Origin of the sequence: Ekhidna sp. (assembly GCF_965221965.1) — a bacterium.
Taxonomy (GTDB): Bacteria; Bacteroidota; Bacteroidia; order Cytophagales; family Cyclobacteriaceae; genus Ekhidna.
Window position 1 is genome coordinate 2164938 of the sequence record NZ_OZ244926.1, and the last position, 20979, is coordinate 2185916.

The following is a 20979-nucleotide window of genomic DNA, read 5'->3' on the forward strand; positions in this document are numbered from 1 at the left end:
CGCTATGCAAATAGGCACTTTCCAAACACTTAAAGTAGATCGACTGACCGATCCGGGAGCATATCTCACAGATGGTCGTGAGGATGTATTGTTACCTACCAAGTATATCCCTGTTGGTACCAGAAAGGGTGATGAGGTTAAGGTGTTTATCTACCGGGACTCTGAAGATCGGGTTATCTGCACCACCCAAAAACCCTTTGCTCAGGTCAATCAGTTCGCTTACCTGAAAGTGAAAGACACGGGAAATGTAGGTGCCTTTCTGGACTGGGGCATTGATAAAGACTTGCTGGTCCCCTTCCGTGAACAAAAAAACAAACTACAAAAAGGTCAATGGTGCCTGGTCTATGTATTTCTGGATGAAAAAACGGATCGTGTAGCAGCTACTGCTAAGGTTGGTAAATACTTCGATACCGAGCCATTAGTTGAAGAAGGTGAGGAAGTGGATTTGCTCATTGCCAACACCACTGACCTGGGTGTAAATGTCGTAATAAACAATCGCTACAAAGGGCTGATCTATGAAAACGATCTCTTCCATGATGTACTGGAAGGCGACCGAATCAAGGGCTTTGTAAAGACCATCCGACCTGATGGAAAAATAGATGTCAGCCTCAGGAAAGAAGGTTTAGAAAACCTGGAACTGGGGGCACAACAGATTCTGGATGAGCTGAAAAAGAATGATGGCTACCTCCCACTCCACGACAAAAGTGACCCAGAAGAGATTCAATCATTGTTGCAGATGAGTAAAAAGAACTTCAAGCGGTCAGTGGGGATTCTTTATAAGAAAAAGTTGATCTCCCTGCAACCGAATGGCTTAAAGCTCCTTTAATCGACCTTTTACTTTTTCAACAGTTTTGATTGATACAAACGCTCACCATCCAGCAAGACTACATGGTATAGTCCTGAAGGTAAGTGAGATACGTCCACCTTTTTTTCACTAAAAATTCGCACATCCAATACCTTTTTTCCTTCCAAATTATAGAGTACAAGTTTCCCCTCTCTGGAATCCCTAAAAGACACCTTCAGTTGATCCATTACGGGATTCGGATACACCTGAATAGCCGATCTATTTTCCAATCCCAATGCTTTTTCCACTTCGATGGTGATGGATGCAGGTACTATCCCATTTCCCGCCAGATCAGAAACTACCCCCTCATTCATGCTCAGTGTAAATACAGTTCCTTCCTCTGATTCAATATTCAACTCGTAGCTAAGCGCTGATAACTGATTGACGCTTACAACTGACCCTGCTGAGGTTTCAAAATCAGCAGCTTCAAGGTTAGCTATGGGTTCAGAAAATGTGGCTTCAATGACAAATGTGGTTGAAGTAGAAACCGATCCAAAATCGGTAGTAAAGCTTACCTCAGGAGAGGTATAATCCACCATTGCAATAGAAAACGAATGATGGCTATTCGTATTTCCTAAATCATCTGCTATTCGTCCAGCAGGTAAGTTCAGAACTACCTCACCATCACTTGTGGGCAGCACGATCAACTCATATGATATGCCCACAATTACGGAAGTAAAACCGGACAGTGTGGCATTGCTTGCTTCCAAATCATCTGTCGTAAAGTCAAAGACAGTTTCGTCAAAAAGGATTTCTACACTTAATTCAGACGCATTGGTAGGGGAAGAAATTCCTGATGTTACCTCCATGATCGGACCGGAAGTATCATAAATTATTTGATAACTATCGCCAAAATTAACGTTCCCCGCATCGTCTGTGACGACTCCATCTCCTACTGAAACAGTGACTTCCCCCTCATCGAGAGGTGAGATGGTGACAATGTATTCTCCGATATCTTCTTCGAAGAAATTGTCTACAGTCGCATTCTGTACGTCAAAACTTTCCAAGGAAAATCCATCTACACCTTCACCAAAATCAATAACCACTTCAAAGGAAGCTACATTGGTGCGTCCCGTTTGGTTACTGAAGATAGATGCTTGCGGAGGAGTAGCGTCATATTCAAAAATCAACTCATTTGAGGCTTCATTCAAGTATCCCTCAGCAGATTGTACAGCACCATCACCTAGAGATATTGATACATTCCCATCGGTGGTGGGCACGATTTCAATATCATACTCTGTGCCATCTGCAGTTAAAATATTTTGAATAGAGCCATTCGTTACCATGAAGTCTGAGGGCGACAAAGTGGGGATGGATCTACTAAAGTAAACCGTAGCGTATACAACAGGATCGTTTGTGACAGGCTCTACACTAGATTGTATGAGAGTTGTGAGATTGTTTCGAAAGCTAATTCCTATTCCTGTTGACGCTGTGGAATTAGTTACTTCGTCAGCAGTTAACCCAGAAAAAGCCTCGTCAGTAAATGATACTTCTATGCAGGAAATATTGTCTATCTCGAAGTAGCGATCCATCTCTCCAGACAAAGATAGTACTACATGTCTCCCACTTTGACGAACATCAAATGACGAGCTCAGGAAGCTGATATTTGGTAAAGTATAATCGTCCAGTAAGCTAAGTGTTGCGCCGGCATTTGTGAAGTTACCTCCTGCAATGGAGGCCACCAATTTACCAGAAAGGTCAGATGGATCTTCTGTTTCTAGAAAACCTGCCGGATCAAAGTCAAACCTGCTGATTTTCCTTGAGATGGCACCACAAATAAATGCGTGTTTCCTATCCTTGGAAAAAGTAAGCCCGGTAGCGGTTGGTTCCTGGGATGAAAAGAGAAATTCATCTTTTAGGGTGGCAGTAGATAAACCGAAGGGGGTGGCTAATTCATATTCAAATATTTTGGAACGAACGACCCCTGTTATCCACATCTTTGATCCATCAGCTGAAAAAAAGAGGTCCTGTGCATTAGTTTCTCCTGTTGCACCCAGATTCAGTTCATACGACTCTGTGGCACTGGTCAGGTTATACGCACTCGATAACGTATACTCTTTTATGAATTCATCTGCACTAATCAAGTACATTTTGGTGCCGTTATCATTAAAGCGCATTCCTTTGTAATTATTGACAAAATCGCGCGACTGGACAAAAGAAGCGTTGGCAATATCATAGGCGATACTCAAACTATACTCGTGGATGCCGGCCGTCCCTAGAAGAAAGAGTTTATGTCCATCGTGCGAAAACTCCATATCATCTACAAAACCATCTACAGTGCCAAAAAAAAGTGTATTAGTAACTTCTGTAGCAGATGTTATATCATAAGGTGAAGAAAGGTTGGTTTCAAACACATTATCCAACGTGCCATCTGTAAAGAACATTTTGTTGCCTGCATCATCAAATTCAATAGATGACACAAACCCTATGCTAGTTGTTCCTGTAAGCGTACGTACGTCAATCTGGTCTCCAGAATAGGTCAATTGTGTCAAATCTGGCAGCAGGGAATAGTAAATGGATTGAGCACTTGTAATTGTAAAAGAAAAACAAGTGATCATGCAAAAGGATAGTTTGATTAAGGCAGTTTTCATTTTCTTTCAAAATTTTAGATTTCAAAAAGGCATTCACCCGATCCAGACATGAGTAGGAATTTGTTGCATGGATGGTTCGCAGATATTTTTAGCGATCAAGCTAGGTATGGATAGAATCAGATTCCATCTTTAGGGATAACTGGTCAAATCATGTATGTAAAAGAGCCTGACAAAGGGATGAACACTCTCTAACTAAACACAGAAAAACCCTGACGATCTCTCATCAGGGTCACCACCAATCAATCTAATTGATCGGGTCTGCCTTAGCTGCTTCACTTAGTTGCTCTTCACTAGTTTGATGGTTTTAGTTTGTCGTCCGTTAGTTATCCTCATGAAGTACTGCCCGGTAGCAAGCGGGGAAAGGTCAATGGATCGGCCAGATTGTGAATTCTGTGAGTAATATTCTCTTCCATCCGTTGCATAGACTGAAAATTGAAACCCTTCAGGGAATCCTTTAATATTCACTCGATCACTGAACGGATTGGGAAACACATGAACATCATTTAGGCCATTGTTCACAGCCAGTGGGGGTTCTGTCACCGATACCACAAAATCAACTACCAGCTCCCCGCCTTTTCCATCTGTTGCTGTTATCTCAATGGTAGATTCTCCTAACCCCATTTCAGTGATTAGTAACTGTCCTTCAGCAATACTCACTTCCACAGCAGCTTCATTTGATGATTCAGCTGCGAATACCAATTCATCTTCATCCTCATCTGTAAAAGCACTTTGAAAATCAACGGATGCTGTACCAAACCCCTCTACAAAAGATAAATTCTCAATCGACGAAACCAGTGTGGGAGGAGCATTTATTACAACTGAAAAAGTATGCTCGATCGCAAAGCTGGTGAATTGGTATTTGATGGTTACTTCGGTTTCACCTGCGCCCTCCTCCTCCACCACGACGGTAGTAGGATGATACATATAGGTGGAAGAGGCCTTCACTATAGACTCATCAGCAGCGCTTGCACTCACTTCTTCCAGCACTTCCAAAGAACCCAGGAACATGACTCTGCTTATATCAATCTCTTCAGACTCAAAACCCTTTTGCAGATATTGTGGTGGCAATGGGTTGAGAACAAACGGACCATCAAAGTCAGAATAGGTATGAATAAAAAACGTATCTACCGCTACTCCACCCTTGCCATCAAGAGCTCTAACGAAAATATCAAATACACCCCCACCTCCACTACTACTTGCTATCCGAAGGCTGCCATCCACTACGGTAATTACAGCAGATTTCAGGTCTGTATCTCCATTAAAAGTAAGGTTGTCACCATCCGGATCTGAAAAATTTTGATCAACATCTACTTCTGCATAGAAGCTAAAGTCCCCCATCATATCATTGTAATAGGCCGTTACATTGAGGATCGCACTATCCAGTACAGGATCTTGATTGTCAGGTTCAGTAACCTGAACGATGAAACTAAACTGACTGGATTCCTCATCTGGATCAGTAGCCTTAACCGTTACTTTAGCAACCCCAAGACCGGTCGTTGGAGAGATGGTCATCTGGTCTCCTTCAATAGCCACAGTTATTACTTCATCCCATCCTCTCTCTACCTGATAAGTAAGAACTTGCCCATCAGGATCGCTAAATACTTCACTCAAATCAATGCTATATGGGCTAAATCCGTCCAGCAATCTTTGTCGGTCTATACGCTGGACAATCTCAGGGAAAGCACCAAATGCCAAACTGCTGGCAAATGACGCGATTAAAACAAAAATGAATTTTCTCATGGCAGACACTTTTCAGCTAAGCTATCTGCCCTAACAGGGTGCTTCAATTAATTGGGATGAACAGCCCTATTATGTATCTGAATAAAATGTAGGGAGTGATCAATGAAGCCTCTTGATGCTATTCAATAGATCATCGCGGTAATTTTTCCCCAGTGGAATGGCCTCATCATTAATAAACACCTGGGTTGAATTAATTGCAGAGACTTTCTCAATATTCACAACGTATGATCGATGGGTTCTAAAAAACTGATTTTCTGGCAATTGCTGATGGAAATCTTTCAGAGCGGATCTCACAACATATCTCTTTCCTCCCTCGATATGAATATTGGTATAATTTCCTTCCGGTGATAAATAAGTAATGTCCTTAACCAACACTTTCACATACAGATTGCCCTCTTTGATAAAGAGAAATTCATCGATGATCAGGCTTTCGTTTTTCTCACTGTTCCCTACTTCCTTATCAGCGAAATTGGAAAGAGCAACTTCTATGGATGAGTACAGGTCATTTTCATCGAATGGCTTCACCAGATATCCATTCGGATGTAGCCCGCTTGCTTCTTTGACGGTTTTTTGATCGGCATGAGAGGTGCAAAAGATGAATGGAATATTGATCTCATCCCTCACATATTTGGCTAACTCCAAGCCATGCTGATCTACACCAAGCGTAATATCGATCAAAGCAATATCAGGTTCGGTTGCCGATAACAACCTTTTGGCTTCTGCCGGATCACCAGTCACCCCTGCCACTTCATACCCCAGATCGTCCAGTATCTGACGCATATCCTCCGCCACGATCATCTCATCTTCCACAATCAGCAGTTTGACCTTACTCATGCGACTTTAGGATTTATTTCAGAAAATTGAATTAAAAATCTCGTTCCGGTTCCTCGCTCAATCTGCAAGGTACCCTTTAGTTGCTTTGTCAGGATATTGACCAGCTTTAGCCCAAGTGATTTGGCTGTATCAATATTGAAATCAGCAGGTAACCCTATGCCATTGTCCGCCACTTCAAGCTGTAGGTGTTTATCATCTGTTCGTTCCAATGTGATTTTCAGTTCACCTTCATCTACGTCATCAAATGCATATTTGTAAGCATTGGAGATGAGTTCGTTTAGGATAAGACCGAGTGGTACAGCCGTATCAATGTCCAACGATATTCCCTTAACATCTATGGCATGTTTCACTTGCTTTTCAGCCTTTTTATATACAGCATCCAATTGACTTAACAATTGCTGACTGTAGTCTTCAAAGTCTATCTCAGAGATGTTTTCATTCTGATACAGCTTTTGATGGATGAGTGACATAGCCTTTACCCTGGCCTGCCCTTCTCTGATCGCCTCTTTCATCCCCTCGTCTTCAGTACCTCTGGATTGCATGTTCAAAAGGCTGGAAATAACCTGAAGGTTGTTTTTCACCCGGTGGTGTATTTCCTTTAGCAACGCTTCTTTTTCAGATAGCGCTTTTGTTTTCAATCGCTGATTTCGATAGATCAACCCTGAGATGATCAGCACTAATACCACCCCTCCGATCAATGCATTTCTCAATGTAGCCTCTTTAGCCAACTGTTGATCTTGAATTTCCAATAGCTGCTGCTTGCGATCAGATTGATACTTAGATTCCATTTCTGCCATTTGGGCACTTATCTTTTCATTGAATAGACTATCCTGAATGGCAAAGTGTTCTTGGGTATAAAAAAGTGCTTTATCAAAAGCACCGGATTTTTCATAGAGTGTTGACAGCTCATGAAAAATATCAATGAGCTCCGGCTTTAGCGTATTTTCTTTCGCAAGGGAGAGTGCCTCCTCTAAATGTAATTCAGCTTTCTCCAGTTGGTCTATTTCATTGTATAACCGACCAAGATCTATCAGTGTTAATATCGTTAGGTATGGATCACCGTATGACCTAAGCTGACCCAAAGCTTCTAACAGAATTGTCTCCGCTTTTTCAAAATCCTGCAGGTTTCGGTAAGATTTGCCAATCACGTAATTACACGCCCCAACCCCCATTATGAGGTCGGTCTCTCCAAAAATCTGTTTGGCTTCATTGGCAACCTCCAGGGCCTGCTCATACTCCTCCATTTCAATCAAATTAAAAGCCATGTTCCCCATTGCGCTTGCCACGCCCGGACCATTTCCCAGCCTTTGCAAAATCTCTAGTGAAGCCTGATTGTATTCGTTAGATTTCTCATAGTTTTTGAGGTTTTGATACACTTGTGCGACGTTTATCATCAAAGCGGCCTCCAGTTGATCAAATGAGTAGTTGCCTTTTTGCAACCGGGTCAATGCCTCTATCAAATAATCCAGTGCTTCCTGATAATTACCGCCATTGTAAAGCATGGATCCGATCCCGTTCATCGTATCTAACTCACCTCGTATGTAGCCTGATTTTTCAAAAAAACCTTTTGCCTTTTTATAATAGAAGATGCCTGAGTCAATCTCAGTTTTCATTAAGAAGTAATCCCCATGTGTATTGTAGGCATGCCCCAGCCACTTATCATTTCCTATCGCTTTAGCAAGAGATACGGCCTTTTGGGAATACAGATAACAAGAGTCAAAATTTCTATCCGAGTAATAATCTGCCTGATCCATTAAATCCTGGAGTTTCACAGTGTCTTGTAAAGACTGTGAAACCAAAGCCACCGCCATTTGTAGCATCAACAGGTATAGGGTGAGTTTCATTGTAATAAAATTAATGATCCGAAGAGTTAAATATCATTAATTCACCCATAAAAAAACCTCATCGATCAGGATGAGGTTCGCTATTCATTGGCTAAAAAGTAGTGCTACTCTTCAGATTCGTCCTCCTCTTCTGTTGCAGACTGCTCATTCATCAACCCATCATATACCGCCTGGTATCTGGCTTTTAGATCCGCATCTCCTCGCATCGCTTTCTTCAGTCGGTTGTACAATCCTGCTCCAATGTCTTCTTTGATTTTCCCAACGTACACTTCTTTGAAAGAAGCGGTCATCGAATCGTAGTTTACCTGAATTTGCTCGAAGGCAACTATCTCTTCATCTGTCACTTTTATTTCCTGCAATTTCAATGAGTCTCCGTTTGCTGATTTGATTTTCACAAATCGTGCGGCCTCTAATGTTTCATCATTATTGATCCAATCATTGTAGGTCTCAGTCATTTGTTCTTTTTCCATCTGGGCCCACACCATGACGGTTGCATATTTGGTCAACTCTTCATCTGTGAATGACGCTTCATCCTGGGCTTTAGCCAGTCCTATTCCGGCTACTAAACAAATCAACAATAGTATTTTATTCATCTTATTTTAGGGTTTGATTTTTCTAAAAAAGGCAAGTATATAAAAAGGAATTTTATGTTTTTGAGGCCTCAAAAGATCATTTTGAAATGCATAAAAAAAGCCGACAAAAATGTCGGCTCATCAAAATATGTAATTTTTAATTCTTAAACTTTCCAAAGAGATATGAAAACCCGTCACGGATTCCAGTGTAGGCCGTCTCTGTTTCAGTTCTGATTTCTTTTACCTTCTCAGACGCTTCGCCTTTAATTTCCTGCCACTTGTTTTCACCTGTATTTTTAACTTTCTCGTATTCCTTAGATAAGGCCTCTCGCTTTTGCTTCAGGAGTTCAATTCTCTCATTGTATGTATCCTTGGCTGAGTGCTCAACTTTGTCAGCTTTGCCTTTTAGGAAGTTTATCTTCTCTTCCAGCTTATCTGCAAAAGTCTTAATTGCCTCCTCATACTTATTCTTGTGATCAATATTTGCTTCGTCTAGTATTTTAGCTTCTTCCATGTCTGTGAGTTTTTAGTTAGTTAAACAATTAGTCCTACTTACAAAACAGACACTAGCCCAAATCGTTCGAATAGAAGGTTCTTATATTACTATTATGCTACCCGCATCAGTACTTCTGCCCAGTCGGCCTGACTTTTAATTTGAAGTTTTACTCTGATGTTTTTACGATACCCATCATAGGTGTGCACACTCATGGCCATTTTATCGGCAATCTCACTCCGTGAATATCCCTTCCTCAACCAACGGATGAGTTGAATTTCACGATTGGTAAGCTGATCCTCTATCACACTTTTTGTAACTCTCATACTAAGGCTAAACTTTTATTGATACCCCTAATTAAGTACCCTTAATTCGGTTATATCAAGTTTTTGTCGTGAGTGACACAAAGGTTATCGCGAAATGCAGGTGCTACTTAGCCAGACGCTCTTCTAAATTCGGTTTATAGGTACGTGAAAGTTTCAGCTCCTCTCCATCCTTAAGCAAAAGGTAGCTTCCGTATATGGTTTTCACATGCTCTAGATTTACAATGGTGGAACGATGGATCTGCACAAACTGTGGTGGAAGGATGTCAAGTACTGCACTCAATTTATTGCGATCCACCTCTGGTCTTGCTTTATCACTAAGGTGAAACTCCAGGTAATGATCATCTGATTGGATGAAGCGTATCCTGCTGGGATCCACCACCGCTTTGCTCTTTAAAACCACGTATGCAGGTTTGTCACGTTTTGATTCCTGCTCCATTTGATTTACCATCTTTGTCAGCTTCTTATTCGTGCTTACGAGTGAGCTCTTTTCATTGATTATACCAAAGATCAAATACACCATCGCATAAGTAAGCACCCCTACCTCTATAAAGAAGCCGACAAAAAGCATGTCACCGGGCACCAGCGAAGACCTGATTGCCCCGTATTCAATCAATATCTGACTGATCACACCGAGGAAAAAAACAGAATATCCAACCAGGAATACTTTGGACCTGAAAGCATCAATGCTGAGATGGTTAACTGCACTTGTATAGGCGAATATGATGGTTAGCACCAATACGACATATCGCATGGAAATTAACACAGGAGCAACAGCTACAATAAATCCGGGGAATAAAACCCAGACCAATGAGCTGATTAAAAACAGCCAAAGCACAGCATCCATCACCTTGTTGAAGGCCGGCATGTGCTGTTTAGTATCGAAATAGCGCTGAATGTACATGACCAGGAAGATCATGGACAGCTGTGTGGTGAACGGGAAAAAGTGCGTGTTGAATTCCGGATAGGCGGAGGTGATGAACTGATAACCATACCCCAGTTTGGCGAAGCACCTAAGGCCGAAGGTAAGGATGTAAAACCCATACCAGAAGAAAATATTCAGCTTCAGACGAATGCCTATGAGGAGCGACAGCAAAGTGACGAGTGCCAGAAACCCGAAGCAAAAACCATAGAAGATGGTCTCGCGATTGTACATATCCCAAAAGGCCGCATCCTCATACAGCGTCATTGGGAAGCGTGTGGCTGACAGCCGCTTGTCAATATTCAAAAGATACTCGCCTTCCGCTCCCGGAGGAATGGAAATAGGGAAAGTGAAATTTCGATAAATGATGGGACGGTCACTGAAAACGAACCGATCACCCGTTTCATAAAGGGGAACGACAGAGTCATTCGCAATTTTGAAAAGCTGCAGATAGTCCAGCTGCGGATAGTCCACTTCCAGGTAGAACTGTGACTCTTTGGAGTTATTGATAATGGAAATTCGGATCCAGTAGGCGGAGTTGCTGATTCCCGGGTTTACTTTTTGAGGAATGGATGCAAGACTTCCATTGCTTATCCTCTTCCAGGCTTCTATCCCGGAGATGGTATCCGGAGTGGCGTAGACCGAGATGTCAGGGTTTATTTTATACGTGCGGTCATCTCCATTTAAAGTGACCTGAGCACTCAATGGAGCATAGAGAAATACACATATGATTGCTAATAGAAAACCTCTTTTTTGGAACACCTAAACGCACGCTTCATTCTGCGATGGCAAAATAACACACCGGCCGATAATATGTTTAGGATTTGAAAAATGATTGGTCGAAAAGTGGATGAGAAGAGGTGAGCTGTTCCTTGAAAAGCACAAGCGAGGGATTGCGGTAGGTGGGGATTGCGCTAGACAAGGGTTAGAAAGGTATCCCGTCATGACCAAAAGGTAGATACTTCTGTTGCACGCGTTGCAAACGCGCACCTGCGGGGATTGTGCTAAATGGGTGGTAATCACCTTACAGATGCTTAGTCAAATCATTTTAGAATGGGTTTTCTTTTAAAAATGTATTGCGAGCGGTATCATTTTCACATTGGTCATCTAGAAAATTTTGTATTCTGATTGCTATTGCTTTAGCCAATAAAGGTGGAACAGCATTACCAATCTGGTTGTATTGTGAAAGATTATCCTCAATATCTCTACCTTGCTTCTTAAGCAGTTTACTTGATATTTGAGTTCGTTTACCCTTAAAAATATAAGAATCTGGAAATGATTGAATTCTTGCAGCTTCTCGTGCGGTGATATTCCTTGGAATATTGGGATGAATAAAAGTTGAATAAAAGTGTGCAGGAATAGTATATGAAACTTGATTCTCAATCAAATGTCGATAGTTGGAGTTGTACTTCTTGTTTGATAGTTTCCCATTACCGTTCCGTTTTCTTACTTGAAACTTATCCTCGATTTCATCAATTGATGTTCCTTGCTGTATCAGTTTGAATCTTTCAACGAGTCTACTTGTATGCTTCATAGCAACATGATTAAAAACTTGATTACAATCAATTCTACACCATGTCTGATATTCATTACTTGCGCTTTGATTATACTCTTGAACTTCATTTCCTTCACACGCATTAATAACTGGTAAATCAGAAATTGCCTGACCTACAGTTATAAATTTTTTAGTAGAAGTATGCGATTCAAATGAATGTGTTACTTCAGGTTCACCAATGGACTTACCGAAGATATTCCCAACAAAAAACACTCTTTCTCTAGATTGCGGAACTCCATAGTCAACTGCATTTAATTTCCATATTTCAACTTTATAACCGTAATTCTTAAATACTTCCTCAATTATTGAATGAACATATTTTCCTTCAGAATTTCTTCTTGTCAAAATACCTTTTACATTCTCCATTACAAAGACAGGAGGCTTAAGTATCCCAACCCATCTAGAGAAAAACCTAAACAATGAGTTTCTAGGATCTTTCGGATCTTTAAGAGGTCCAGCAACACTAAATCCCTGGCATGGTGGTCCGCCTATGAGTACATCAGGATTTTCAGGGAAAGCATCTAGAATAAGATCTTTATCAATGTACGTTCTAATATCTGACTGTATTATAGTTGAGCTTGGATTATTATATTTCAATGTCTCAACTGCCCATAAATCCTTTTCCAAACTTCCTATATGATTGAATCCCGCAAGTTTAAAACCCAAACCGAAACCCCCAGCTCCAGCAAACAAATCAATTACTTTATGCATTTTTTAATCCAACATTACCTAAAAGTTCGCCTCTGCAAACCTTGGAAAATACCTATAAATCTTCGAATACTCTTTAATATCTTCTGGTTTTAAGGTAGGCAGATTGGTTTTTGCCTCCTCTTTTATTTTTCCATCCTGCATATCGATCTGATCCGGAAGGAGTTCATCAAGAGTATATATTTCCTTAAATGTCAGACTGGGAACAATGATTTCGAAAGGTTCAGCCCCATTCCTTGTAAAAGGGTATTCATCAAACTTAGCCGCATCAAAAATGAATCTTTGCTTGGACTGAAAAATAATACCACCTATTGTAAGCATGGGAACACCGTCCCTGTAGTAGATATTAAATATTTGCTCAAAATTGATTTTCTCCTCATCTTCATCAATCAATCCATTCCTAGAGAGAAGTATTTCGTTTATCTGATCAGATATGATTTCATGAATAGTATCAATATTACCTTTTATACCGAGGTTTCTTTCATTAATGTCAGCCGGTAGTTTTTCCCTACCTACTCGATGAGTGAGCTTTTCAATTCTATGTTTCTTCAGATTTTTAGCGTCCAGTTTATCAGATTCATCAGGCCTGATGTTCAAGGATATGATAAAAAAACTTCCCGGAACCGCTCTTGTGAAGAAAGTATTAATGTCTTGAAGCATTGTCCTATCAAGCTTATAGTCATAATCCAACCATAGTATTGTTGGATCTGACCATTTAAGCCGTGGAAGGGCATCATTTGAATGTTCGAAAATTGTACTGATACATGAAAAAGGCCTGTTGAATTCAAATCTTTCACTGTTTTCAGAGTCCATTTCAATACTAATCAGATCGTTGATACCCAGCCTTCTGTGAATCAATGAAAAATCACTGAAATATGTTGACCCAAATCCAATATATCTATAATTCTCAAAATTGCTAAAATGGGATAATTTCCCTAGTGCTTCACAGAATATTTTTCTTTCAATAGCCTTTCCGGGTCGAAGACTATAGTTGATCTTTTCGTAACTGCTGCTTTGATTCTTGGACATATTAATCAGCTATTTCCATATCAACAAAATATTCAAATGTTCTTTCTCCGACCTCTGCATTGGAGGTTATACCTAGTTTTTCTTTGACTTTGTTAACCTCGTCAGAGGGTTTGTAGTACAAAATTCTCGTCCCTTTTTGTGTCTTCTTCTCCTTTGGAACTGGTGTAGGAAATGAAAAGCTATCAGGAAGCTTATTTTCATCAGTCATTACTTCTGATAGCGGTACTGGTCGCAGTGAAGTAACTAAATTATTGAATACCCTTTCATCTTCTGGAGTATCGCCCTCTTTTTCTTTCTTCAAAATATTCATTAGAGTCATAACAGGCTTCATCATTTCAATCATTTGCATTCGAACAGCTTTATAGACTGGAGAATCTAGGTCCATACCTGTTTTAGTAGTATTCCATGGAAGAAGTTCAGCATTTTCCGCATCAAAAAAAACGTAACCTCTGAATCGATGAAACTGATCATGGTATTCTGCAACGCCATCTCCTTTTCGTCCCGTCCATCCAGTAATCCAACTTGTATCAGGGCCGACAATCAGTCTGTGATTGCAAAATATATACCATCCGCCTTCAGCTCCTTCATCTTTAGAAATTCCTGAGTAAACTTTCACATCAAGGTTTCCATCATAAAATGAATGCTCCCAATAGCCTGGTTTAATTTCCTCAGAGTCTATGAAATCTAAATGTCTCTCATTCAACTTTTTGCCATTTAACTTCATTTCTAATCCTTTATGAATTGCATAAAGATGTTCTAGTTCAATTTCGCTACGCAACTTCTTGATGAAGTTGGGATCAGAAAATTGTTTCATAACATCTTCTCGAAGATTTTCAACAACTATTGTTGTGCCTGTATTCTGTTTATCAAACTTCACATCATCACCTTCTTTAAAATCATCAAATTCAAAATCCCAGGTATTTTTATCGCTATTCCACTTATCAACATCTACAGACATTTTGAAATATGAATTTGTAGTTGTTGATTCAACACTAAAATTCCTTCCCAGTTTGAAAAGTGCCCTTTTCATACCTATACCAAACCTTCCAATAGACCCTGGTGTTTCAGGATAACCTGAAGGCCTTCCAAAACAAAATGCATAGTTTCTAGCCACATCTACTGAGAAACCACCACAATTATCTTCGATAATGAATTTTTCAGGTGAAGCAGTTAGGTCAATTTTAAGATCATTATAGCTTCCATTGTTTGAAATAGATTTCGCAGCGTCTACCGAATTGTCAACCAAGTCACCAATAGCATCTCTTAGAGTTAAATCTCTGACCAACATAGTAATGAATAAGTCTTTAGTTGGTGAAGCCTTTATTAGTTTAGAATCTCTGGGTTCTTTCGTATTTGATTCCTTCATTAATTGATTTCCTTTTTTGCCTACAATTTAGATATATGTCAAAAATTCCAAATCAAGCACATTTTTTTAAAACATTAAGTGAAACTAGTTCAATCATTCTTAAATATATTCCATTATTTAGGAAATAAGTACCTAATGTCAATCGATCAATTTAAAACCATACAATTCAAATTTAAACTAAGATACATTAGCTAGTGCACCCCCTCACTGGCGTAAGTGTCCACTTGTGCCCGTATGCTCTCTTTGCCATCACACTTTCCATTCTCACCGAAACGTGGGATCACCAAGATAACCTAGCTAATCCACCTCCTACATAGGGTCACGTCCTGAAATAGGTTGACACAAAACAGTGTCAAAAATGAAAACAGAGTTAGCACAGAACGACATAGGAAAGTACAAGAGTTGTAAGTACCGAATAGCCTTCAAGTTAAAAGTGATAGATGATCTTATAGCCAATCAGGAGAGTGATACATTTATTTCTAGAAAGCACGGTATTCCATCGGGCAGCTTGTGGAGTATAAAGCGAGATTTATTGAATCGATTGGGATATTATCCTATCTTAGATCAAGTGACAAAGAAGCAGCAACAAGGAAAACTTACCTCCGAAGAAGAGGTTGAGGCACTTAAAAAGGCCTTAGACTTGGCTACCATGAAGGTCGCTGCATTGGAGACGCTCATTGATGTGGCAGAGGATCAGTTCAACATCGATATCCGAAAAAAGCCAGAATCCAAGCAGTCGAAATAATGCGGGCCTTACATCCTGACAGAGGCATGGCGTACCTGTGTCAATTGCTTGGATTTAGCCGACAGGCCTATTACAAAGGCCACCAACGCAGCACAGATAGAGCTGCCTTCTACACCATTGTGGCGGAATTAGTAACAGAAATCAGAGCACGCGTTGGTAATCAACGCCTGGGATCAAGAAAGCTACTTCCCCTGCTCAATGAACAATTGAGTAAACAAGGGATGAGTGTAGGCAGAGACCAATTGTTCGATATTATGGACAGCTATGGATTAAAAGTTCGTCGCAGGTACAGAAGAAAACCCCGTACCACCGACAGCACCCACGGCTTCCGTCGCTACCCAAATCTGGTCAAAAGCGTGGATATTAAGCACTCAGAACACGTTTGGGTCAGCGACATTACCTATGTGAAGGTCAAAGATCGCTTCATGTATCTCAATCTCATTACCGATGCACACTCCCGCAAGATCATGGGCTACAGGCTTCACGAAGACCTTTCGGTAGAAGGTTCGCTCAAAGCTTTACTGATGGCCATTGGCAACCGGGAGTATCCCCATCGCAAGCTCATCCATCATAGTGATCAGGGCGTGCAATACTGCTCGCATATGTATGTGAACCAGCTCAAAACCCAGGGTATAGCCATCAGTATGGCTTCTAAGGGTAGCCCGCATGAAAATGCACTGGCCGAGCGGATCAACGGGATCCTCAAACAGGAGTATGACTTGTGTAAGGCCATCGATAGTGAAGAAAAAGCCAGGCAGCTGGTTGAAGTAGCAGTAGCCTCCTACAACACCAGGCGTCCTCACCTCAGTCTGCAGGGCCAAACACCTGAGCAGGCACATGGAGCTGACAACTGGAGTCAGGACGAAGCAGAGGAGTTGTCAATCAAATCCAGTACTAAAAAAGTAAGTGTAAAGACTGATCAGGATTAATAAAATGACTGTCAATCAATTAAAGGATTACATAAACCCATGACAATAGAATGAAGGATTAACGAATAAGATGACAACCTAAAACAGGACCAGATCTTAGCCTGTCTACTTATCCCAGGATTACAGTAATGCTGGTAAAGTACAATTAGGATTATGGTTTATCATTGTAAACCACATTTAGAATTAATGTAAAACCTGTCAACTTATTTTAGGACGGGACATAGCCAATGATTCCTACAAGATAGTTGGTGATACCTCCTACATAGCCAATGATACCTACAAGATAGTTGGTGGTACCTATAAGATAGCTGGTGATACCTACAACATAGTTGATGATACCCACAAGATAGTTGGTGATACCTACAACATAGTTGGTGATACCTACAGGATAGTTGATGATACCTACAAGATAGTTGATGATACCTACAAGATAGTTGGTGATACCTACAAGGATTTGCCGGTAACTAAGCGGTGTGTAAAATAATCTGATCTGCGAATAACGTATTTACAATAAAATACTATTTTAGCGATTATTACAATGCGTTGTTAGTAAATCATTTTTTTCACACTATAAATTATACTCACTAAAACTATGAGAGATTACAATTACTCTGATGATGTGCTCGCCCAGTATGGCAGCAATGTATTAAGCTACCTGGAAGAGGATCTTCCGGATTTTACCACGTTTGACGCAGACCCGGAAGAAGCCAAAAAGGATCAGCTATCCGAGCTTGAAAGGCGCTATTTTTTTATCAGGCGATGTATATAATTACCATCACCTGCTTTGATCATGATTAAAAACACGCCTTTGTTCAGATGAGCTACATTATATTTATCCTGCTTCTGATCATACATATGTACTAAGGCGCCTTTAGAATCATATATTTTCAGTTCATCTAACTCAGAATTGAAATCTGAAAGCGTGAAATAATCGGCGGCAGGATTGGGGTACACAGTAATTAATGCCTCATTGTTTAGCAACCCCAATGCATCTTCAATGGTGAGTACTCCATTGATCAAACTGATCTCATAATTATCCGCAGCTCCTCCGTAAAGCTCTATGGGGTACGTTCCCGGGGGGCTTGTAGATAAAGCGGGGGTATAAACGATTGGAACCTCAGTCAGATCTTCTTCAGTTTCATCATAAACAAACCCCATGTAGGTTTTTGTTAAATCCGGGTTGAAGCTGCCATAAGGCCTTGTTTTATCATCAGCTGTCACAATAAGACCCGCTTTATGCTTGATATATTCAAACCCTAATGGATGTCGCAGGTAGCAGAAGTAAAGCAATCCCTTGCCTTCATTTCGTTTGCACCTCTTTATAAAATCTTCACGTTTCCCTGTCGTACCCCCTAGCCCACAGCAGAATGTGCGTGTTGTTTTCTTAGACCTTGAAAACCTTTTGAAATATTCCTCACCACAGTTTGTACATCTCACGAAAGGGAAAATCATGCTCTGACAGTACGGTTTCTTCCCTCCTTTTTTTAAGAGTCTCTGTGGACGAGCAACAAATTTTACTTTAAGCGATTGCCAAAGAGATTCCACAGAAGAGGAGACTTCCTTATCATGAATTCTCTTAAAGGTCATAGGTAGAGTTCCCTTGCTAAAGATGTTGTTCACATTTACATCTCGGTGCGTACACCTCCACTTCTTATCATAGATATGTGCATGAAAAGGTTTCTTGGTGTACTTGGCTTCATCTGAAGTTGTTTGCTTTCTAAATACCATTTTTACGACATAATCGTCTCCGAGTACTTTCTGGAGCTTCTTTAAGATCTTCTTCTCTGTATGCTTTCGCTTACAGATGCACCCACCTTTATCTGGACGATTTCGAATATGGGCTAGCTTCCTTTCCTTCACCATATCACATAACAAACATTTAAGTTTTACTATCGTACCCTTCTTTGGAACCATGTCGATAGCCAGAACTTTGTACTCAACATTCAGCTTTCCTTTAGAATATAGATCGTCGAGTTCTGCCTGAATCTTCCTGAGCTTCTCAGAATTAGATTCTTTATTATTAGAATAGTTCATTGACAGAACTATGCCAATGATTGCACCGAAATGGCTTACCAAACCTGACCTACTGAGGCATCACATTTCACCAAAATCTGATGAGCGGAATTAAGCAAACTGATAGCGAAAACAAGAGCGGCCGAGCAGCGAATTTTCGGTAGCGAAAGAGAAGCAAAATTCGCTAGCAAAATGAACGAAAAAAAAGAAAGCAGATCTTGAGCGAAACGAGCAAATAATTTCAGTTTGATCTTGCATATCGTTACTGTAAAAAATAAAAAAGTAGTACTTTATTCACTACTTGATCCTGACGTTTTTACACGAAAAGAACCAAATAAGATTTGTTCATTCTGGCTAGCATACATACAATAGATTTGGCTGGGTGAAGTCGCTATCTTTTCGCTCTCTCCTAAGAGCGAATTGGCTGAGCAGATAAGTGAAATTTCGCTAAGCAAATTCGGTGGTGAATTGGGTGAGCAAAAGAGAGCGCGAAATGAGCAGCGGAATTGAGTGGGACATCCAGCCGATTCTGCAGTGGAGTTTAAGTGAATATTCCGTGACGAATTTGAACAAGAATATCCGTAATGTATCGAAGAACTCAATCAATTGGCAACCTTCACCTTTAAGGAAGCAAGATGCGAAAAGGTTAGAGATGTCTTTGTATTAAACTGTTACACAGGCCTGAGCTATTCTGACTTGCAAAGGCTAAAAAAATCACATTCATGATGGTTCTATTGAAATGAGAGCCTATGAGAATAAGAAAGATCTATTTGTGCCGCTAACTCAAAGACAAATACAGATTCTTGATAAATACAACCATGAACTTCCCACTCTATCAGATCAAAAATTTAACGCCTACATAAAAGAAGCCTGTAAAAAAGCTGGCATCAACAAGCAAGTGGAATTGATCAAATCAGTATCAGGAAATAAATCTTATGAGTACGTTCCCAAATGGGGAATAATCACTTCTCATATAGCTATCAAAACCATTATATCCCTTTGTTGTAAGAAAAGAATCTCTCCAAAGTCCGCTTTAGAAATCAGCGGAAAGAGTGTAGAGATCATCATAAAGCACTACTATGGAATAGATAAAGAAACAATTAAAGATCAATGAGAAGGACATTTTGAATTACACGTTCCTTTGTCAAACCACACACCTCCGCACATAACTATAGGGCTTGAATACCAGCTATGTCTCCCTGAAACAAATAAAAAAATCTAAACTATAATTCTTTGATATATACCTCAGATGACCCAAAGATTCGCCAACCATGGTACCCCGTTATTTTCATGGTGTCTTTTTTATTCATTTCAATAAAGCAATCCACTTCATGTGACATACCAGGTAGCTGGATTTTTCCATCATTCCATTCCCTGGATTCAAGATCATAAACAAGATTCCAAAGGATCAGTTTCCCCGTCTCTTCTGGATTATTGGACTTAATAATATCAGCCTTGTACTTATCTTTTTCTTTGTATACGCGCACAGTCCTGACACCATCGGACGAAACCCAATTCCCAACAATGCTATCTGGGCCTTTTTGAGCTATTACATTAATAGTTAGACCTATTTGAAAAAAAAGCAATATAGAATTCAGTTTGATCCTCATTTCTTAAAGGGATAAATCATTTGAGTTATGTAGGATTTAGGATAATCCGGCTCTTCCTTAATACCAATTTCACCAATACCCTTTGAGTCATAAATCTTTGGATCATCATAATTGGTTTTAAAGAGGTAATCCCAAAGCGTGAGCCAGGCACCATAGTTTACCTGTGCATCCTTATAATCTGCACGATGGTGCCAACGGTGCAACTCTGCTACGCAGAAAAATTTCTTTAATATCCCTGCCTTGTAATCAAGATTGGTATGCTGCATCATCATGTTGATAGCTAGAAGTGCCAATGCCGCTACTACAACGGGCTGAGGAACACCAATTAATAGACATACAATGATTCCGGGTCCACCCTCTAAAATCTGATGGATGGCGTGGCGTTTTTCTCCATTCAAAAAGTATAAACGTTCTGAACTATGGTGGATAGAATGCAGTTTCCAGAGCCATTGGTACTTGTGACTCTGCCAATGAACGAAGAACAAGAAAAAATCTATGATCGTTAGGGCTAAAAGCACCTGCGCCCAAAAGGGTAAATCAGTGGGGAACCAATCAAAAAAAACAACATACGTTGATAGCCAAATAAAGCTAAACTGAGCAGACACTTTGATTAAATAATTAATGATGTAGTAGGTGAAATCAAGGTTCCAATCTGTTCCATTTACCCATTCTTTTTCAAAGGGCATGAATCTCTCCAGAAGCAGAGCAATTACACCGAAGAGTGCAATGATAGGGATTGTAGCCAAGTATTGATTTATACCTGTTTGCATAGCCCATAGGATCAGGCCCCATGCAGAGATCATAAAAACCGGATAGATGCTGAATTGAAAGAATTTTTTCATATCTGCGTACCTTTAGTAG

At 40.2% G+C, this 20979-nt stretch carries 20 protein-coding genes; 5 read left to right on the top strand and 15 right to left on the bottom strand.

All coding sequences use genetic code 11. From position 1 onward, the window contains the following. The first annotated feature begins 4 nt into the window (after positions 1-4). A complete protein-coding gene (locus ACOQON_RS10315) occupies positions 5-826 on the top strand; it encodes a S1 RNA-binding domain-containing protein (protein ID WP_420575359.1) in 822 nt (273 codons plus the stop codon). Positions 827-834: 8 nt separating this feature from the next. On the opposite strand, the gene ACOQON_RS10320 is transcribed toward ACOQON_RS10315, so the two are convergent. The 11 genes from ACOQON_RS10320 to ACOQON_RS10370 form a co-directional block, all read right to left on the bottom strand. Then, positions 835-3435 carry an Ig-like domain-containing protein gene (locus ACOQON_RS10320; RefSeq protein ID WP_420575360.1) on the bottom strand — a complete coding sequence of 867 codons (2601 nt, stop codon included), beginning with the start codon at positions 3433-3435 and terminating at the stop codon, positions 835-837. Positions 3436-3711: 276 nt separating this feature from the next. Next, a complete protein-coding gene (locus ACOQON_RS10325) occupies positions 3712-5175 on the bottom strand; it encodes a T9SS type A sorting domain-containing protein (RefSeq protein ID WP_420575361.1) in 1464 nt (487 codons plus the stop codon). A 99-nt stretch (positions 5176-5274) separates the two neighbouring features. Beyond that, positions 5275-6009 (bottom strand): LytR/AlgR family response regulator transcription factor, encoded by a 735-nt coding sequence (locus ACOQON_RS10330; protein ID WP_420575362.1) that lies wholly within the window; start codon positions 6007-6009, stop codon positions 5275-5277. Next, positions 6006-7853 carry a tetratricopeptide repeat protein gene (locus ACOQON_RS10335; RefSeq protein WP_420575363.1) on the bottom strand — a complete coding sequence of 616 codons (1848 nt, stop codon included), beginning with the start codon at positions 7851-7853 and terminating at the stop codon, positions 6006-6008. The genes ACOQON_RS10330 and ACOQON_RS10335 overlap by 4 nt, the downstream gene beginning before the upstream one ends. A gap of 104 nt (positions 7854-7957) precedes the next feature. Then, the gene (locus tag ACOQON_RS10340) at positions 7958-8446 is read right to left on the bottom strand and encodes a hypothetical protein (protein ID WP_420575364.1); all 489 of its coding nucleotides are present in this window, start codon (positions 8444-8446) and stop codon (positions 7958-7960) included. Between the two features lie 136 nt (positions 8447-8582). After that, a complete protein-coding gene (locus ACOQON_RS10345) occupies positions 8583-8939 on the bottom strand; it encodes a hypothetical protein (protein WP_420575365.1) in 357 nt (118 codons plus the stop codon). 92 nt (positions 8940-9031) lie between these two features. Further along, the gene (locus ACOQON_RS10350; protein WP_420575366.1) at positions 9032-9244 is read right to left on the bottom strand and encodes a response regulator transcription factor; all 213 of its coding nucleotides are present in this window, start codon (positions 9242-9244) and stop codon (positions 9032-9034) included. A 103-nt stretch (positions 9245-9347) separates the two neighbouring features. After that, positions 9348-10925, bottom strand: coding sequence for a 7TM-DISM domain-containing protein (locus tag ACOQON_RS10355; RefSeq protein WP_420575367.1), 1578 nt, complete (start codon positions 10923-10925; stop codon positions 9348-9350). A 286-nt stretch (positions 10926-11211) separates the two neighbouring features. Next, positions 11212-12429 carry a DNA cytosine methyltransferase gene (locus ACOQON_RS10360; protein WP_420575368.1) on the bottom strand — a complete coding sequence of 406 codons (1218 nt, stop codon included), beginning with the start codon at positions 12427-12429 and terminating at the stop codon, positions 11212-11214. Positions 12430-12447: 18 nt separating this feature from the next. Continuing rightward, positions 12448-13455 carry an O-methyltransferase gene (locus ACOQON_RS10365; protein ID WP_420575369.1) on the bottom strand — a complete coding sequence of 336 codons (1008 nt, stop codon included), beginning with the start codon at positions 13453-13455 and terminating at the stop codon, positions 12448-12450. 1 nt (position 13456) lies between these two features. Beyond that, positions 13457-14821 carry an ATP-binding protein gene (locus ACOQON_RS10370; protein ID WP_420575370.1) on the bottom strand — a complete coding sequence of 455 codons (1365 nt, stop codon included), beginning with the start codon at positions 14819-14821 and terminating at the stop codon, positions 13457-13459. A 358-nt stretch (positions 14822-15179) separates the two neighbouring features. On the opposite strand from ACOQON_RS10370, the gene ACOQON_RS10375 reads away from it, so the two are divergent. After that, positions 15180-15566, top strand: a complete 387-nt coding sequence (locus ACOQON_RS10375; RefSeq protein WP_420575371.1) for a hypothetical protein — start codon at positions 15180-15182, stop codon at positions 15564-15566. A gap of 26 nt (positions 15567-15592) precedes the next feature. Beyond that, positions 15593-16495, top strand: a complete 903-nt coding sequence (locus ACOQON_RS10380) for an IS3 family transposase (protein ID WP_420575372.1) — start codon at positions 15593-15595, stop codon at positions 16493-16495. Between the two features lie 208 nt (positions 16496-16703). On the opposite strand, the gene ACOQON_RS10385 is transcribed toward ACOQON_RS10380, so the two are convergent. Continuing rightward, positions 16704-16838: a hypothetical protein gene (locus tag ACOQON_RS10385; RefSeq protein ID WP_420575373.1), complete on the bottom strand. Its 135-nt coding sequence runs from the start codon at positions 16836-16838 to the stop codon at positions 16704-16706. A gap of 249 nt (positions 16839-17087) precedes the next feature. On the opposite strand from ACOQON_RS10385, the gene ACOQON_RS10390 reads away from it, so the two are divergent. Further along, positions 17088-17264, top strand: a complete 177-nt coding sequence (locus tag ACOQON_RS10390; RefSeq protein WP_420575374.1) for a hypothetical protein — start codon at positions 17088-17090, stop codon at positions 17262-17264. Here ACOQON_RS10390 and ACOQON_RS10395 read toward each other — a convergent pair. After that, entirely contained in the window at positions 17237-18529 is a 1293-nt protein-coding gene (locus ACOQON_RS10395) for an MBG domain-containing protein (RefSeq protein ID WP_420575375.1), read from the bottom strand. The genes ACOQON_RS10390 and ACOQON_RS10395 overlap by 28 nt on opposite strands. Before the next feature lie 718 nt (positions 18530-19247). Between ACOQON_RS10395 and ACOQON_RS10400 the strand changes: the two genes are divergently transcribed. Further along, positions 19248-19622, top strand: a complete 375-nt coding sequence (locus ACOQON_RS10400; protein ID WP_420575376.1) for a hypothetical protein — start codon at positions 19248-19250, stop codon at positions 19620-19622. Positions 19623-19731: 109 nt separating this feature from the next. Here the strand turns inward: ACOQON_RS10400 and ACOQON_RS10405 are convergent, their stop codons facing one another. Then, the gene (locus ACOQON_RS10405) at positions 19732-20118 is read right to left on the bottom strand and encodes a DUF2147 domain-containing protein (protein ID WP_420575377.1); all 387 of its coding nucleotides are present in this window, start codon (positions 20116-20118) and stop codon (positions 19732-19734) included. After that, the gene (locus ACOQON_RS10410) at positions 20115-20960 is read right to left on the bottom strand and encodes a sterol desaturase family protein (protein ID WP_420575378.1); all 846 of its coding nucleotides are present in this window, start codon (positions 20958-20960) and stop codon (positions 20115-20117) included. Before ACOQON_RS10410 ends, ACOQON_RS10405 begins: the two co-directional genes overlap by 4 nt. Positions 20961-20979 lie beyond the last annotated feature (19 nt).